At 43.9% G+C, this 16250-nt stretch carries 17 protein-coding genes; 8 read left to right on the plus strand and 9 right to left on the minus strand.

The window, feature by feature from the left end:
• Positions 1-19: 19 nt before the first annotated feature.
• The 3 genes from QUF19_RS01830 to argR all read right to left on the minus strand — a co-directional run bounded on the left by QUF19_RS01830 (position 20) and on the right by argR (position 4637).
• Entirely contained in the window at positions 20-2599 is a 2580-nt protein-coding gene (locus tag QUF19_RS01830) for a TRAP transporter permease (protein WP_286295508.1), read from the minus strand.
• Positions 2600-2854: 255 nt separating this feature from the next.
• Positions 2855-3823 carry a TAXI family TRAP transporter solute-binding subunit gene (locus QUF19_RS01835; RefSeq protein ID WP_017078819.1) on the minus strand — a complete coding sequence of 323 codons (969 nt, stop codon included), beginning with the start codon at positions 3821-3823 and terminating at the stop codon, positions 2855-2857.
• Positions 3824-4166: 343 nt separating this feature from the next.
• On the minus strand, positions 4167-4637 hold the full coding sequence (gene argR / locus QUF19_RS01840) for a transcriptional regulator ArgR (RefSeq protein ID WP_004735909.1): 471 nt from the start codon (positions 4635-4637) through the stop codon (positions 4167-4169).
• A 351-nt stretch (positions 4638-4988) separates the two neighbouring features.
• On the opposite strand from argR, the gene mdh reads away from it, so the two are divergent.
• Entirely contained in the window at positions 4989-5924 is a 936-nt protein-coding gene (gene mdh, locus QUF19_RS01845; protein ID WP_010434414.1) for a malate dehydrogenase, read from the plus strand.
• A gap of 129 nt (positions 5925-6053) precedes the next feature.
• Positions 6054-6245, plus strand: coding sequence for a hypothetical protein (locus QUF19_RS01850; RefSeq protein WP_009847833.1), 192 nt, complete (start codon positions 6054-6056; stop codon positions 6243-6245).
• An 81-nt stretch (positions 6246-6326) separates the two neighbouring features.
• Here QUF19_RS01850 and ispB read toward each other — a convergent pair whose 3' ends face one another.
• On the minus strand, positions 6327-7298 hold the full coding sequence (gene ispB / locus QUF19_RS01855) for an octaprenyl diphosphate synthase (protein WP_065101310.1): 972 nt from the start codon (positions 7296-7298) through the stop codon (positions 6327-6329).
• Between the two features lie 268 nt (positions 7299-7566).
• On the opposite strand from ispB, the gene rplU reads away from it, so the two are divergent.
• The 6 genes from rplU (at position 7567) to folA (ending at position 11743) form a co-directional block, all read left to right on the plus strand.
• The gene (rplU, locus tag QUF19_RS01860; protein ID WP_004740823.1) at positions 7567-7878 is read left to right on the plus strand and encodes a 50S ribosomal protein L21; all 312 of its coding nucleotides are present in this window, start codon (positions 7567-7569) and stop codon (positions 7876-7878) included.
• Positions 7879-7897: 19 nt separating this feature from the next.
• Positions 7898-8155: a 50S ribosomal protein L27 gene (gene rpmA / locus QUF19_RS01865; protein WP_004735905.1), complete on the plus strand. Its 258-nt coding sequence runs from the start codon at positions 7898-7900 to the stop codon at positions 8153-8155.
• 324 nt (positions 8156-8479) lie between these two features.
• A complete protein-coding gene (gene cgtA / locus QUF19_RS01870; protein ID WP_009847831.1) occupies positions 8480-9652 on the plus strand; it encodes an Obg family GTPase CgtA in 1173 nt (390 codons plus the stop codon).
• Between the two features lie 330 nt (positions 9653-9982).
• Entirely contained in the window at positions 9983-10750 is a 768-nt protein-coding gene (locus QUF19_RS01875) for a threonine/serine exporter family protein (RefSeq protein WP_286295523.1), read from the plus strand.
• Complete coding sequence (locus QUF19_RS01880; RefSeq protein WP_286295524.1) at positions 10750-11223, plus strand: threonine/serine exporter family protein; 474 nt, start codon at positions 10750-10752, stop codon at positions 11221-11223. Before QUF19_RS01875 ends, QUF19_RS01880 begins: the two co-directional genes overlap by 1 nt.
• Positions 11224-11263: 40 nt before the next feature.
• Positions 11264-11743: a type 3 dihydrofolate reductase gene (folA, locus tag QUF19_RS01885; protein ID WP_286295526.1), complete on the plus strand. Its 480-nt coding sequence runs from the start codon at positions 11264-11266 to the stop codon at positions 11741-11743.
• Positions 11744-11842: 99 nt separating this feature from the next.
• On the opposite strand, the gene QUF19_RS01890 is transcribed toward folA, so the two are convergent.
• The 5 genes from QUF19_RS01890 to surA form a co-directional block, all read right to left on the minus strand.
• On the minus strand, positions 11843-12646 hold the full coding sequence (locus tag QUF19_RS01890; protein ID WP_286295528.1) for a symmetrical bis(5'-nucleosyl)-tetraphosphatase: 804 nt from the start codon (positions 12644-12646) through the stop codon (positions 11843-11845).
• A gap of 31 nt (positions 12647-12677) precedes the next feature.
• Positions 12678-13058, minus strand: coding sequence for a Co2+/Mg2+ efflux protein ApaG (apaG, locus tag QUF19_RS01895; RefSeq protein WP_009847827.1), 381 nt, complete (start codon positions 13056-13058; stop codon positions 12678-12680).
• Between the two features lie 82 nt (positions 13059-13140).
• The gene (gene rsmA, locus QUF19_RS01900; RefSeq protein ID WP_009847826.1) at positions 13141-13956 is read right to left on the minus strand and encodes a 16S rRNA (adenine(1518)-N(6)/adenine(1519)-N(6))-dimethyltransferase RsmA; all 816 of its coding nucleotides are present in this window, start codon (positions 13954-13956) and stop codon (positions 13141-13143) included.
• Positions 13953-14942 (minus strand): 4-hydroxythreonine-4-phosphate dehydrogenase PdxA, encoded by a 990-nt coding sequence (pdxA, locus tag QUF19_RS01905; RefSeq protein ID WP_286295529.1) that lies wholly within the window; start codon positions 14940-14942, stop codon positions 13953-13955. The genes rsmA and pdxA overlap by 4 nt, the downstream gene beginning before the upstream one ends.
• Complete coding sequence (gene surA, locus QUF19_RS01910; RefSeq protein ID WP_286295530.1) at positions 14932-16227, minus strand: peptidylprolyl isomerase SurA; 1296 nt, start codon at positions 16225-16227, stop codon at positions 14932-14934. Before surA ends, pdxA begins: the two co-directional genes overlap by 11 nt.
• Positions 16228-16250 lie beyond the last annotated feature (23 nt).

Consider the following 16250-nt stretch of genomic DNA (forward strand, 5'->3'; position numbering starts at 1 on the left):
CGCTACTTGGCTCTATCCATTACGCGCTAATCTCATCCTTACGAGCACGCCTTCTTTGGTTCATCGCTAAGCCAATTAGAATCAGTAGGGATGGTAAGAATACCCACTCTTTCATTGGTCTTTCTGCGTCTTGGATAACTGATTTAATTTCCCAATCAAAGTCAATACCAGCCGCTTCTGCTGGGCTACCGAACTCAACCATGTCGACAATCATCTTGTCTTCAGATTTCGTCAGCATTAAGCCCATTGAAGCAAGGCGGTCTTCACTTGTTGTCGCAGAATCTTCAAATGGAAGGCGAACCGTCTTCTCAGAATAGTCACCTTCTAAGTTTTCGCCACCCACTCTTAACTCAAGAGATTGTCCCACAGATAGACCTTGTGTGATTTGAGCGATCTCAACTCCAGGTGAAAGAACTTTCTCTGGATAAATCATGTCCCACCAGAAGCCAGGGCGGAAGAAAGAGAAAGTTAGAACCAATAATAGGATCGTTTCCCACCATTTGTTCTTGGTAAACCACCAACCTTGCGTTGCCGCTGCAAAGATAAGTACCGCAGTCACAGAAGAGAAGATAGTGAGGAATAGATGCCACCAAGAATCAATGCCCATCAATAGTAGTTGGGTATTGAAAATGAACATGAATGGTAATATCGCGGTTCGGATATCGTAGGTAAAGCCTTGAATACCAGTACGGATCGGGTCTGATTTTGCAATCGCGGCGGCCGCAAAGGCTGCTAAACCAACTGGAGGCGTATCATCGGCTAAGATACCGAAGTAGAACACGAACAAGTGAACCGCAATCAGAGGGATGATTAGGCCATGCGCAGCGCCTAAGGTAACAATTACCGGAGCCATCAGCGTTGATACAACAATGTAGTTCGCCGTTGTTGGTAAGCCCATGCCTAAGATCAAGCTGATTACCGCAGTGAATAGCAGCATAAGGATGATGCTACCGCCTGAGATAAACTCAACGAAGTCCGTCATTACCAAGCCGATACCTGTCAGAGTTACCACACCGACAACCGTACCTGCTGCAGCTGTTGCTACACCGATACCGATCATGTTACGTGCGCCTGAAACCAAGCTTTCTAATAGGTCAACGAAACCCGCTTTGGTTTGCTCTGCAAGATCGTCCGATTTGTTCATCAGAGTCATCAAAGGACGCTGCGTGATCAAAATGAAGATCATGAATACCGTTGCCCAGAAGGCAGAAAGACCTGGAGAGAATCGCTCTACAGTCAGACACCAAACAAGCACCACGATAGGCAATAGGAAATGTAAACCAGACTTAATGGTTGGGCCTGGATCTGGTACTTCTGTTAGCTCAGCATCAATGTCCATGCCACCTTCAGCTGCGTATTTTGCTGAAACTCGAACCAAGGCTACATAAGCGATCAATAGAGCAACGGTAACAATTGGGGTTGCTGCATCGCCAAACACATCTTTTGTCCAACCGACACCGTAGTAAACCGCAGCACTGATGACACATAGCCCAAGAATGGTACCAGTGAAAGACAGTAGGCTTTGTACGATAGTTGGTGTGTGACGACGAGGTAGGCCTGTCATGCCAGCTTTACATGCTTCTAAGTGAACAATGTAAATCAGGGCGATGTAAGAGATAAGAGCAGGCAATAGCGCCGCTTTAATAACCTCTACATACGAGATACCCACATATTCAACCATCAAGAATGCAGCAGCACCCATGATTGGTGGGGTTAACTGACCATTGGTTGAAGCGGCAACTTCTACAGCACCGGCTTTTTCACCTGAGAATCCGACTCTTTTCATTAGAGGGATTGTGAAAGTACCCGTGGTAACCACGTTAGCAATAGATGAACCAGACACTAGACCTGATAGGCCAGAAGCTACAACGGCTGCTTTTGCTGGGCCGCCTTTCATGTGGCCAAGCAAGGAGAATGCTACTTTGATGAAGTAAGCACCTGCGCCTGCACGCTCTAGCATTGCACCAAACAGTACAAACAAGAATACGAATGACGTTGATACGCCAAGAGCAACACCGAATACACCTTCTGTGGTTAGCCATAGATGTGACATTGCCTTGTTAAGGCTCGCACCTTTATGGGCAATCACGTCTGGCATATGAGGGCCGCCAAAGGTGTAAAGTAGGAATACTGCAGCCACAACCATAAGAGGTGGACCCAAAGCGCGTCGAGTTGCTTCAAGCAGTAGAATCATACCGAACACAGCCGCAACAATATCGAATGTTGTTGGCGCGCCTGAACGACCGGCAAGTTCCGTATAGAAAATATAGATATACGAAGCTGAAAAACTACCTACAAGCGCTAAAACCCAGTCGACCGCAGGAATTCTATCCCGAGGTGAATTTTTCATGGCTGGATAAGCGGTAAAGGCTAGGAAGATGGCAAACGTAAGGTGAATTGCTCGAGCTTCAGTGTCGTTTAAAATTGCGAAGTTAAAAATGAACGGCAGCGGAGATGCATACCAAAGTTGGAACAGTGACCAACATAGAGGCACAAACCATAAAATACGGCCTTGGATACCGCGAGGGCTACGCGCACCAGTGTCTGATTGTGCCACCATTTCTTGCACATCTGGAGACGGTGATGTTGTCTGCGTCATGTACTTTATCCTTATTATTGATGGTCTGCCTTTCTTACGAACAACGAGACGTTATTTATTTCCTATCTAGTGTAGTGAATCGATAGGGAAATGCGTTTTTTGTTCGTCTTTGTCTTAGGCTTGATACGAAGGTAAGTTCGCCAAATTGGAGAAACTTAAAGGTTTGTCTCTTTTCACTTGGGTTATTTTTATAAAACGTGAAAAGCCAATAAGGAGGACTCGCCTCCTTATTGGTAGAGCAGGCTTAAAGTAGAGTTACTTTAGAAGGCCTACTTCTTTGTAGTATTTTACTGCGCCAGGGTGAAGAGGGATTGAGATACCCGCTTTAACCATGTCTTCTTTCTTCAGGTTCGCAAATGCTGGGTGCAGGCGTTTGAATGTAGCGAAGTTTTCAAATACTGCTTTTGCAACGTTGTATGCGACTTCATCAGAAACGTCAGACGTTGTTACCATAGTTGCAGCAACACCGAAGCTGTTTACGTCAGCATCTGTACCACGGTACATACCAGCTGGAACTGTGCTGTATGCGTAGTATGGGTTTTCAGCTACGATTTTGTCGATCTGTGGACCAGTTGCTGAAACCAGTTTTGCATCACAAGAAGTTGTTGCTTCTTTGATTGAACCGTTCGGGTGACCAACCATGTAGATGAATGCATCAATCTTGTTATCACAAAGTGCTTGTGAACGCTCAGAACCTTTTAGTTCAGAAGCAAGCTTGAAGCTATCGTTAGTCCAACCCATAGCGTCCATTACAACACCCATCGTTGCACGGTCACCAGAACCTGGGTTCCCAATGTTTACACGCTTACCAGCTAGGTCAGACACATTGTTGATGCCAGCATCGGTACGAGCGATGATGTTGAACGGTTCTGTATGTAGAGAGAACATAGCGCGAAGTTTCTTGTATTCGCCCTGATCTTTGAACTTACTTGTACCGTTGTAGCCGTGGTATTGCCAATCCGATTGAACAACACCGAAATCTAGTTCACCAGCACGGATGGTATTAACGTTGTAGATTGAACCACCAGTAGACTCGACAGAACAACGAATGTTGTGGTCTTTACGGCCTTTGTTCACTAGCTTACAAATAGCACCACCAGTTGGGTAGTAAACACCCGTTACTGAACCAGTACCAATTGTGATGAACTCTTGAGCGTTAACTGCGCCAGCGCCCATTACAGCAGCTGCAATAGCCCCAACTTTAATAAGTTTGGTAAATGCCATGAATTTCCCTTCCTTTATTCATTATTAACCCTGAAACAATTGTAGTCGTTTCTGGAGTTTCCTATTTGGAAACGGCACCTTTTTCAATCCATGTGATGAAAAAGTGGCTGAATAATATCAAAAATTGGCAGAAAATTACTCAAATGTTAAAAGATATAGCTAAAAAATCTAACAAATGACGGTTAGATCTCGTGTTTAATTTGCTATTGAGTTTTTTAAAATCAATGGTTTAGTTGTTTTTAAGGGGGAAGGGGATGGATATCTTAGGATGTGATTTGGATCACGAAGCGAATAGATGTTCGTGATCCATTAGTAGCTGTGATAGTTATGAAACTATGGACAATTATCCAGCGTATTCAAACAGTTCGCACACTGAATCAAACAGTTGCTTAGTGGTCACTGACAAGGTTGGAGTAATAAAGATAGTGTCATCGCCTGCGACTACGCCCAGTATGCCTTCTGACTTACCTAATGAATCCAATAAGCGAGCAATAAGCTGCGCAGCACCTGGACCAGTGTGTATCACAACTAATGCATTGTTGTGGTCAATGTCTAACACCAACTCTCTTAAAGAGCTCGAAACTGTCGGGACGCCAAGTTCAGCTGGAAGACAGTAAACCATCTCCATTTTTGCATTGCGCGTTCGAACAGCGCCAAACTTAGTTAACATACGCGAAACTTTAGATTGGTTGATGCTTTCAAAGCCTTCATGTTTGAGGGCATCGACAATCTCGCCTTGCGAACCAAAACGTTCTTCTTTTAGTAATGATTTAAAAGCACGAACTAAGTTGTCTTGTTTTTCTGTATTGCGCATATGTCATTCTTATTCATTAATAAAGATATCTGCATATTCTCGCATACATATTCAATCTTAGCCAAAATATCACGGTATTTTGTTAGTCATATCACTGTAAAAATTTAATAGAATAATGTGTTATTAGTGCCGACTTATTTTGTTATTTCAGATGATTATCCCCATAATACCAACTCGCTGTGTGGCACGGTTTTATTGACTTGCGCGAAGTCGCAAAGCTGGCGTTAATTGATTGTAATCACTTTGTGATTAATATAGTTTTTTAGCGATAATTTAGCTTTTTAGCCTTAATTTAGCTCAAGAATTACTCTACAAAGAATCTATAAGAGAAATCTCTCAAGGAGAATAACAATGAAAGTAGCTGTTATTGGTGCCGCTGGTGGCATCGGTCAAGCCCTAGCCCTACTACTAAAGAACCGCCTGCCTGCTGGTTCAGATCTTGCACTTTACGACATCGCTCCGGTAACTCCGGGTGTTGCTGCCGATCTTAGCCACATCCCAACGCCTGTTTCGATCAAAGGTTACGCGGGTGAAGATCCAACTCCAGCGCTTGAAGGTGCGGATGTTGTGCTTATTTCTGCGGGTGTTGCTCGTAAGCCTGGTATGGATCGTGCGGATCTTTTCAATGTGAACGCTGGCATTGTTAAGTCTCTAGCTGAGAAAATTGCTGTTACTTGTCCTACTGCTTGTGTTGGTATCATTACTAACCCAGTAAACACAACAGTGCCAATCGCTGCTGAAGTACTTAAGAAAGCAGGCGTTTACGACAAGCGTCGTTTATTCGGTATTACGACTCTTGATGTTATTCGTTCTGAAACGTTCGTTGCTGAGCTAAAAGATAAAGATCCAGGCGATGTTCGCGTTCCTGTTATCGGCGGTCACTCTGGTGTAACGATCCTTCCTCTTCTTTCTCAAGTTGAAGGCGTAGAGTTCACTGATGAAGAAATCGCAGCGTTAACAACTCGCATCCAAAATGCGGGTACTGAAGTAGTAGAAGCTAAAGCGGGTGGCGGTAGTGCGACTCTATCTATGGGTCAAGCGGCTTGTCGCTTCGGTCTTGCTCTAGTGAAAGCGCTTCAAGGCGAAGAGAACGTGATTGAGTGTGCATACGTTGAAGGTGAAGGCGAACACGCACCATTCTTCGCACAACCAGTTAAACTTGGCAAAGAGGGCGCTGAAGCGATCCTTAGCTACGGTGAACTGAGCGACTTCGAACGCAACGCACTAGACAGCATGCTAGAAACGCTAAATGGCGATATTGAGATTGGTGTTGAATTCGCTAAATAAGCGATAGATAACTAAACTCTGCTATAAAGACAGTTAACGAAAGCCGATCATTGTGATCGGCTTTTTTGATCCTTGCATTCAACCCACTCGTAATCTTTTTATGACCACGAAGAATTAGGGTATCGGATTATGACTAGAGTACAAAAGGGAATGAATGTTAACTATCTAGGTCGCTTGGGTAAGATATTGGTTATCGATGAGCAAGAGCAGTTCGCTTTGTTTGAGTCTTACAACAGTCATAAGCAATATGCGGTTCCGTTGGAAGAACTTGAAGAGATCGAGGCGCAATTACCTTTATCATTAGAATCGAGTCGATATTAAAACCCAGAGTAATATTTACCAGGATCAAAAAAAGAGCCAACCAGCTCTTTTTTATTATCTAGCTGTCTACTAAGCTTCTATTTACTTGCTACGTTTTACTGCAAGGTGAGCTAGTGTAGTTAAAGCTTGCTTATATTCTGAATCAGGAAGAATAGACAGCTCAGCTATCGCTTTATCAGCTTCTTCATAGGCTTTATTGGTTGTGTACTCTAACGAGCCTGTCTCTTTCATGACCGACATAATGTCGTCGAGACGTTCCATACCATTGGCTTTTTCAATCGCTTCACGAATCATGCTCGCTTGGTCTGGAGAGCCATTACGCATTGCGTAAAGCAACGGTAACGTTGGTTTGCCTTCTGCTAGGTCATCACCAACATTTTTACCCATCTCTTTACCATCAGCGGTGTAGTCCATCACATCATCAATAAGCTGGAATGCAGTGCCTAGGTACTTACCGTAGTTTTGCATTGCTGTTTCGATTTCAGGTGAAGACTCTGTAAGAATCGCGCCAATTTGGGTTGCGGCTTCAAACAAACGAGCGGTCTTTGAATAGATCACCTGCATGTAGCTTTCTTCTGTGGTGTCTGGGTTATTGCAGTTCATCAATTGTTGAACTTCACCCTCGGCAATCACGTTTACTGATTCGCTCATTAGCTCAAGGATCCTTAAAGATCCTAGCGTCGTCATCATCTGGAATGAGCGGGTGTAAATAAAATCACCAACCAAAACGCTAGCGGCATTACCAAAAGCAGCATTCGCTGTAGCCTTGCCACGTCTCATGTCCGATTCGTCGACGACATCATCATGGAGAAGGGTTGCTGTGTGAATAAACTCGATAAAGGCGGCTGAGGTGATATGAGCTTCACCTTGGTAACCAAGTGCACGAGCTGATAAAAGAGCAAGCAAAGGGCGTAGGCGTTTGCCACCACCGCTAACGATATAAAAACCAAGCTGGTTGATTAAACTTACGTCAGAATTAAGTTGGGCTTGAATTGTTTCATTCACTTTTGCCATATCATTGGCAGTAAGCGTTTGGATAGCTTTAAAATCCATTGTTCATCCGGCTGAAGTTAGACCCTGTAAGGCTTATACGTTGTATTTAATTGTTGAATAATACACTAAAAAACGTTGATTAATACATCACTTAAAGGCATCATTGCCGCACTTTTCTTTGGCGAACATGTTTTCGCCAATATTTTAAAAATATGGCTTGTCATAGCGGCATGATTCCCGTAGAATCTGCGCCCTATTGATTAGTTTAGCGCACACCCGAGTTGTAGAATTAACAACCATAGGCTGTGCGGAAAAAGCGGAGTAAAATATGTACGCTGTTTTCCAATCTGGTGGCAAACAACACCGAGTAAGCGAAGGTCAAACACTTCGTTTAGAGAAATTAGACGTTGAAACTGGTGCAACTGTAGAATTTGATAAAGTTCTTCTTGTTGCTAACGGCGAAGAAATCGCTGTTGGTGCACCTCTTGTTGAAGGTGGCAAGGTTACTGCAGAAGTAGTACAACACGGTCGTGGCGATAAAGTAAAAATCGTTAAATTCCGTCGTCGTAAGCACTCGCGTAAGCAAGCTGGTCACCGTCAGTGGTTCACAGAAGTGAAAATCACTGGCATTAACGCTTAAGTATTAGGAGAGTTTAACAATGGCACATAAAAAAGCTGGCGGTTCTACTAATAACGGCCGCGATTCAGAAAGCAAACGTCTTGGTGTTAAGCGTTTTGGTGGTGAATCTGTTCTTGCAGGTAACATCATCGTTCGTCAACGTGGTACTAAGTTCCACGCTGGCACAAACGTTGGCATCGGTAAAGACCATACTCTTTTCGCTCTTACTGAAGGTAAAGTGAAATTTGCAGTAAAAGGTCCTAAAAACCGTAAGTTTGTAAGCATCGAAGCTGAGTAATTTAATCTTTTATTAGATTATTTATACTAGCTTTCAAGCTGAATTCAAAAGCCCTGCCGATTCGGCAGGGTTTTTTATTTATAGCGAGAATAAAAAAGTAGACGCTCTGGCTTTAGTTTTGAGAAGCAGTTTGGTGTTTGAGAAACCGTTTAGTTTCAAGAAGCCGTTTGTTTTTTTAAGAAACAGAAAGCAAAGAACCTCTCCTTATTTGTTCCTTGGTTGCAGATCGATCTAGATCTTAGGTGATCGATCTAAACACGGATCTGCTAGAATTTATATCACTCCTTGATGAGTGGTAACGCAACGTAAGTGCGGAGTTAAAAAATGAAATTCGTTGATGAAGCATCAGTAAAAATAGAAGCCGGTGATGGCGGTAATGGTACAGTAAGCTTTTGGCGCGAAAAATTCGTCGCTAAAGGTGGTCCTGACGGCGGTGATGGCGGTGATGGTGGTGATGTTTACATTCAAGCGGATGAAAACTTAAACACACTGATCGATTATCGTTTCCAACGTTTTTACAATGCAGAGCGTGGCGAAAATGGCCGCGGTGGTAACTGTACTGGTAAACGTGGTAAAGATATGACCATGAAAGTACCTGTAGGTACTCGCGCTGTTGATATCCACACTAATGAAATCGTTGCTGAAGTTGCTGAACATGGCAAGAAAGTCATGGTTGGTAAAGGTGGTTGGCATGGTCTTGGTAACACGCGTTTTAAATCGTCGGTTAACCGTGCTCCTCGTCAAAAGACAATGGGTACTAAAGGTGAAGTTCGCGAACTGCGTTTAGAGCTTCTTCTATTAGCGGATGTTGGTATGCTTGGCTTGCCAAACGCTGGTAAATCTACTTTTATTCGCTCAGTATCTGCTGCGAAACCGAAAGTTGCTGATTACCCGTTTACCACGCTAATCCCTAGCTTAGGTGTTGTTAGTGTTGTCCCTGAAAAGAGCTTCGTTGTTGCTGATATCCCTGGTCTAATCGAAGGTGCAGCAGATGGCGCTGGTCTTGGTATTCGTTTCTTGAAGCACCTTGAGCGTTGTCGTGTTCTTCTACACATGATCGATATTTTGCCGATTGATGGTTCTGATCCAATTCAGAATGCACTGACGATCATTGACGAGCTTGAGCAATACAGCGAAAAAGTGGCACAGAAACCTCGCTGGTTAGTATTCAACAAAGTTGATCTAATGCCTGAAGAAGAAGCGGACGAAAAGATTCAAGAAATCGTCGAAGCTTTAGGTTGGGAAGGTGAGTACTTCAAGATCTCTGCTGTGAACAAGATCGGCACAAAAGATCTTTGCTTTAAACTGGGTGAGTTCATGGAAAACCTACCTCGTGAAGTTGAAGCAATTGAAGAAGAAGAAAAAGTTAACTTTATGTGGGATGACTACCATAAAGATGCGATGGCCGGTAAGAATGTCGTTACTGAAGATGACGACGATTGGGATGACTGGGATGACGAAGAAGATGACGGTCATGTTATCTATGTTCGTGACTAATCCTCACCGTTTCCTATAAATACTTTGGTCGCTTCTTCTGAAGCACACTGATAGTTTTACTAAACCGCAATGAAAATTGCGGTTTTTTTGTATCTAAATCATTATGTCTTATCAAATTTTAATGCAGAATTTATTTCTAGATAATTAATACCAATCGTAGTAAATAACTGGTCACCCTAACTGGTTAAAACGCTCGATAACTGCGTTAGAGATTTTGATTGTAGAATAACTACTTATCGAAAATCTCTGCCTTGTTCTCAAGCTTTTTTCCTGAGCTATTTCTGATCACTTACTTACTGTGATTGGTATAACGCCTATGGGAAGGAAATCATGGCATCAGAACAAAGAGCGATCTCAAGGTTAGTCGCTCAGTCAGGACAAATGTTATTGGCACACGGCGCCGAGAGCACACTGGTCGGTGACATTATGCGCCGAATCGGTATTGCTTGTGGGGTGAATGAGGTTGAAGTTGCACTGTCAGCCAATGCGTTGGTCGTGACAACAGTAATGGATGATCATTGTATAACGACGACTCGAAGCTGTGCTGATCGTGGCATTAATATGCGGGTGATAACAGAGATTCAACGCGTGTGTATCATGATGGAGAAAGGGATTCTTGATTATGATTTAGCTTATAAGAAGATCCAAGGGATCAGTCCAGAACGTTATAATCGTTGGTTGGTTGTCGTGATGATTGGATTATCGTGCGCCTCTTTTAGTCACCTTGCTGGCGGTGATTGGCAGGTCTTCATGATGACTTTTATCGCATCAGCTTGCGGCATGATCGTCAGACAAGAGATTGGTCATCGTCATTTTAACCCCTTATTAAACTTTGCTATCACAGCGTTTGTTACGACAACTATTTCAGCGCAAGCGGTTCTTTATAACATCGGTGGCCAGCCCACTATCGTGATGGCTTCTTCTGTGCTGATGCTTGTACCCGGTTTCCCTTTAATTAACTCTGTTGCGGATATGCTTAAAGGCCATATTAATATGGGGCTCGCACGCTTCACCATGGCCAGTTTATTAACGTTGGCGACAAGCTTAGGCATTGTTGCAGCGATGAGTCTTTCGGATGTGTGGGGGTGGGCAAGCTAATGACTATCTTTGAATTATTGGTAGGCCTTCTGAACGATATGTTTTTTGCAGCCATACCTGCCATCGGCTTTGCATTGGTCTTTAATGTACCACAACGTGCGTTGATCTATTGTGCTCTCGGAGGATCCATTGGCCACGGTAGCCGTTACTTAATGATGCATTTCGGGATACCCATTGAGTGGGCGACCTTCTTCGCGGCGACCATTGTCGGGATGATTGGGGTTCATTGGTCACACAAACTGTTGGCGCACCCAAAGGTATTTACCGTCGCCGCTTTGATTCCAATGGTTCCTGGAGTCTTCGCGTTCAAAGCGATGATCGCTATGGTCGAAATCAACAGGGCAGGGTATAACCCAGAATTGCTCGCCATGTTGATGGAGAACTTCTTAAAATCGATGTTCATTATCGCGGGGCTAGCGGTTGGCTTGGCGGTGCCTGGGCTGTTATTCTATCGTCGTAGACCTATCGTGTAACTTCAATTTCATTTTCAGGTAAGGACAGGACTTTCTATTTATGATCATCAGTATGATAGCGGCAATGGCAAACAACCGTATAATTGGTAAAGATAATCAGATGCCATGGCATTTACCTGCAGATTTTGCATGGTTTAAACGCTCAACGATGGGTAAGCCGGTAGTGATGGGGCGTAAGACCTATGATTCAATTGGCCGCCCTTTGCCAGGTCGATTGAATGTCGTAATTAGCCGCGATGAGAGCTTAGAGATTGAAGGAGTGACTACTGTGACTTCAATTGAACAAGCATTAGAACTTGTCAGTGACGTTGACGAAGTGATGATCATTGGTGGTGGCTCTATCTATGAAAGCTGTCTGCCTAAAGCTAATAAGCTCTATCTGACTTATATCGACCTCGAAGTTGATGGCGATACACAGTTCCCTAGTTGGGGAGAAGGTTGGAAGCAGAGCTTTAGCGAAACCTATCAAGCTGATGAGAAAAATAAACACAACATGGAGTTTGTGATTCTCGAGCGTTAAGCTCTGAAATTAAAAATGTTTGCGTTACTGTAACAGTAACGCAAACTTCTCGTTTCTCGTTTCTCGTTTCTCGTTTCTCGTTTCTCGTTTCTCGTTTCTCTACAGAGCATCTTGAGTGAAAAACTTTTTATCTTCCCAGCGAAGTATCGTCAATTCTCCTCCCCAAACACATCCTGTATCTAAGCCAACCACATCTTTTCCTGAATAGCCTTCCAAGGCTGCCCAATGTCCAAACAACACGGTTTTTTCGAGTGTAATGCGCTGTGAAAGATCAAACCAAGGTATCAAAGGTTCATCCGTAATTTCATTGGGCGGCAGTTTGCAAGCCATGTCGAGTCGGCCATCGGGAGAGCAGAAGCGCATTCGAGTGAAGCTATTGATCGCATAGCGATAACGTTCTATACCCTGCAACTCTTTGCTCCAGAGATCTGGCGTGTTGCTGTACATGTTCTCGATAAGCCATTGCCAACGGTCCGATGTGAGCAACGATGCTATTACTCGGTTCTCTGTCCGTGCTTGCTCTAAGTCCCATTGAGGTGAGATGCCCGCATGTGTCATAACAAACTCTGGGTGCTCTTGCATCAAGGGTTGTTGTCTTAACCATTCCAGCAATTGGTCACGGTCTTCAGCATCAAGAATTGGTTGAGTCTTATCTTTTGGTTTGGCTGAAAAGAGGCCTAAGGATACAGCAAGTAGATGTAAATCATGGTTACCCAATACCACCTTCGCTGAACTGCCAAGGTTACGAACAAAACGTAACGTCTCTAAGGATTTAGGGCCACGAGCAACTAAGTCTCCGGCGACCCATAACGTATCTTGTCGTTTGTCAAAGTTGATGGTTTCAAGCAGTAACTGAAGTTCGTCGAAGCATCCTTGGATGTCTCCGACAATATAATTCGACACAGCATTTTCCTGTAAGTGGTAGAGATGTGTACTAGTTAAGAATATTGGGGATAGCCAGCCTAAATGGGTCGACTTCTGTTATGAAATCAATGCCTTTATGATCGGTCATTACATAGTGTCCTTGCATAACGCCCACAGGGGTTTCGATGACGGTACCACTGGTATATGTGTATTCGTCATTGGCTTCAATCACCGGCTGTTGTCCAACCACGCCATCACCTTCTATGGTGAGTTGTTTACCGTTAGAGTCGGTAATCAACCAGCGGCGAGACATAAGTTGTACCGTTGTTTTACTTAGGTTTTTGATGGTAATGATGTAAGCGAAAACGTAGCGATTCTTAGATGGCTCAGATTGTTCTTCAATATATTTAGAATGAACCTGGCATTTGATACAAGGCGTAGATATATCCATATTCGCACCTTTTGTTGTTGGTATGCTTTAAGTATTACATAAAAAAATAGGCTCCTCACCGAAGTGTAGGAGCCTTTTTCGATTATTTGTCAGCGTTGTGACTGTCGTGCAACCAGTTCGCCATATCGACAAACTGTTCGAGAGTCAGGTTCTCAGGGCGCATGCCAGGGTTTACACCTAGCTCTTCAAGCACTTCCTTGTCGATTAGACTCTTATAGCAGTTACGTACTGTTTTACGACGTTGGTTAAAGCCTTCGCGACATACGCGATCTAACCACTTAAGATCTTTTGCAGGGTAAGGCAGTACTTCATAAGGCTGAAGGCGAACGACTGCTGAGTCTACTTTCGGTGGCGGAACAAATGCTGTTGGTGGCACTTCTAATACAGGAGTGACTTTACAGTAATATTGAGCCATAACCGTTAGACGACCGTAAGCTTTAGTGCCAGGGCCTGCTGCTAATCGGTTAACGACTTCTTTTTGAAGCATAAAGTGCATGTCTTGCACGTCTTTATGGAATTCAAAAAGGTGGAACATCAATGGTGTCGAGATGTTGTATGGCAAGTTACCGAAGATACGTAGCTTGTTGTTTGGCTTAACAAGTTGTTCGAAATCGAACTTCATTGCATCACCTTCATAGATCGTTAACTTTTCAGCAAGATCAGGGTGATTACGCAGACGTTCAGCAAGATCTCTATCCAGTTCAATCACTGTGAACTTATCGACAAGCTTGCCAACAGGCTCAGTAATCGCACCAAGACCAGGACCGATTTCTACTAAGTTCTGGCCTGGAAGTGGGTTAATACTAGATACGATTCCATCAATAATGTATGGATCGTTAAGGAAGTTTTGACCAAAACGTTTACGCGCTTTGTGCCCTAAGTGGACATCATTTCTCATTGCTTTTTCTCTACTAATTCAATGGCGTGCGTGAGCGCTGTTCTAAAGCTCCCTGTATCGGCTTGGCCTTTCCCTGCCAAGTCTAAGGCGGTACCGTGATCGACTGATGTACGAATAAACGGTAAGCCAAGCGTGATGTTCACTGAGCGACCAAACCCTTTGTATTTCAATACCGGGAGTACTTGGTCGTGATACATACCTAAAACAGCATCTGCATCTTGCAAATATTTTTCATTAAAGATGGTGTCTGCTGGCAATGGGCCAACTAAATTAATACCATCTTTGTGGCGAATTTTTTCTAGCGTAGGGGTGATAGTTTCTATCTCTTCACGACCCAAACAACCATCTTCACCCGCATGTGGGTTCAATCCACACACGTAAATAGTTGGTTTCTCTATAGCAAACTTTTCGACCAAATCTTTATGCAGAATAGCAATGATTTGCTCTAATCTGTCTTCGGTCACTGCTTGAGATACATAAGCTAGCGGGATGTGCGTTGTTACGAGAGCAACACGCAGCCCTTCTGTTGCCAACATCATCACGACAAGTGGAGTATTGGACTTCTCTGCAAAGAACTCGGTATGGCCACTAAAAGCAACGCCAGCTCGGTTAATTACACCCTTGTGAACAGGGCCGGTGACAATAGCATCAAATTCATCATTCATACAGCCAATTGCTGCGGTTTCTAATGTATTTAATACGTAGTGGCCGTTCGCTTCGTTAAGTTGACCCGCAACAGCGACTTCAGCGAGTGGAACATGTTTCACAACCAATGTTCCGGAGCGTTGAGGTTGCTTGGGTGCTGTTGAGTCGTAGTCCAACAGCTCAACCTCGATCCCCAACATTTCAGCTCGCTCTGCTAGTAGGGTTTTGTCCGCACAAACTACGAGCTGATGTGGCCAGCTTTCTTGGGATAAGGCGAGAGTTAAATCTGGCCCAATTCCCGCGGGTTCACCTGCCGTAATGACAAGGCGTTTAGTTGTCATCTTGGTCATCCTCAACCATTTCAACAAAGGCACTCGCTCTTACTTCTTGCAGCCAAGCGCCAGCTTCTTCGTTGAACTTACGGTTAAATAGAATTTGGTATGCTTTATTCTTTAAAGCTGAGTCTGTACGGTCTACTTCTCTGCGATCAAGCACTTCAACAATGTGCCAGCCATGAACCGTTTTGAATGGTGCACTGATTTTACCTTCAGGTAGTGTTTCCACTTGGTGCTTGAATTCAGGTACGTATAAATCAGGAGTTTGGTAACCTAGCTCACCATCTTGAACTGCTGAGCCTGGGTCTTGGCTGTATTGCTGCGCAAGTTCACCAAAGCTCGCTTCACCCGCGTTTACGCGACGAGTGATTTCTTCAAGCTGCTCTTTGGCACCGTCATCACTCAAGATAACCGTTGGTTTAATCAAAATATGACGTGCATTAACTTCGGTAACTGCAACGGTTTCCAAACCTTTTACGTCTTCAATTTTTAAAATATGGAAGCCAACCCCGCTTCGGAATGGACCGATGATGCTACCTTTATTTTGCATTTTGATTTGGTCTGCAAAAATCGTAGGCATCTCTTCTTTACGCATCCAACCCCAATCACCACCTTGCAGTGCTTTAGGGCCTTTAGAGTAAGTATAAGCCATGGTGCTGAAGTCTTTGCCGTTGTTTAGCTCTTCCACTAAATCTGTCGCTTGTGCTTCTAATTCTTCTTTGGTTTGGTCATCATTGAATCGAAGTTGAATGTGGCCAATTTTGTATTGAACAGTCGCATTGGTTTCTTGCGCTAGGATATCCGCTAGGTTGTCTACTTCTGCAGGAAGAATGTTAATACGACGGCGAACCAAGGCATTGCGAGCTTCACTTGCTGCAATCTCTTTTCTTACTTGCTCACGAAATGCATTGTAGCTCAGGCCTTCTTCTGCAACGGATGCTGTCAGCTGAGCGACTGTCTGGTTGTTGTCTTTCGCAATGTCTTCGATTGCTTGATCAAGTCGAGCATCATCAATACGAACACCGATACGTTCCGCTTCTTGAGTTTGAATCGTATCAATGATCAGCTTCTCTAGAACTTGCTCATTCAAGATATCTTGTGATGGCAGTGTTTGACCACTCTTCTTAGCGTTTGCGCGCAGTGTCTTCATTGAAGCGTCGATGTCACTTTGTAAGATAACGCCTTCGTTAACGATCACTCTTACGCTATCGAGCTCAACTGGTGCTGCGTAGCTCGTTGATACAGTGCAAGCTGCTGCGATAGCTATTAATGTGTGTTTCCACAATGTCATGTGTAATCCTTTATATTTACTGA

This window comes from Vibrio sp. FE10 (genome assembly GCF_030297155.1).
GTDB lineage: Bacteria > Pseudomonadota > Gammaproteobacteria > Enterobacterales > Vibrionaceae > Vibrio > Vibrio apostichopi.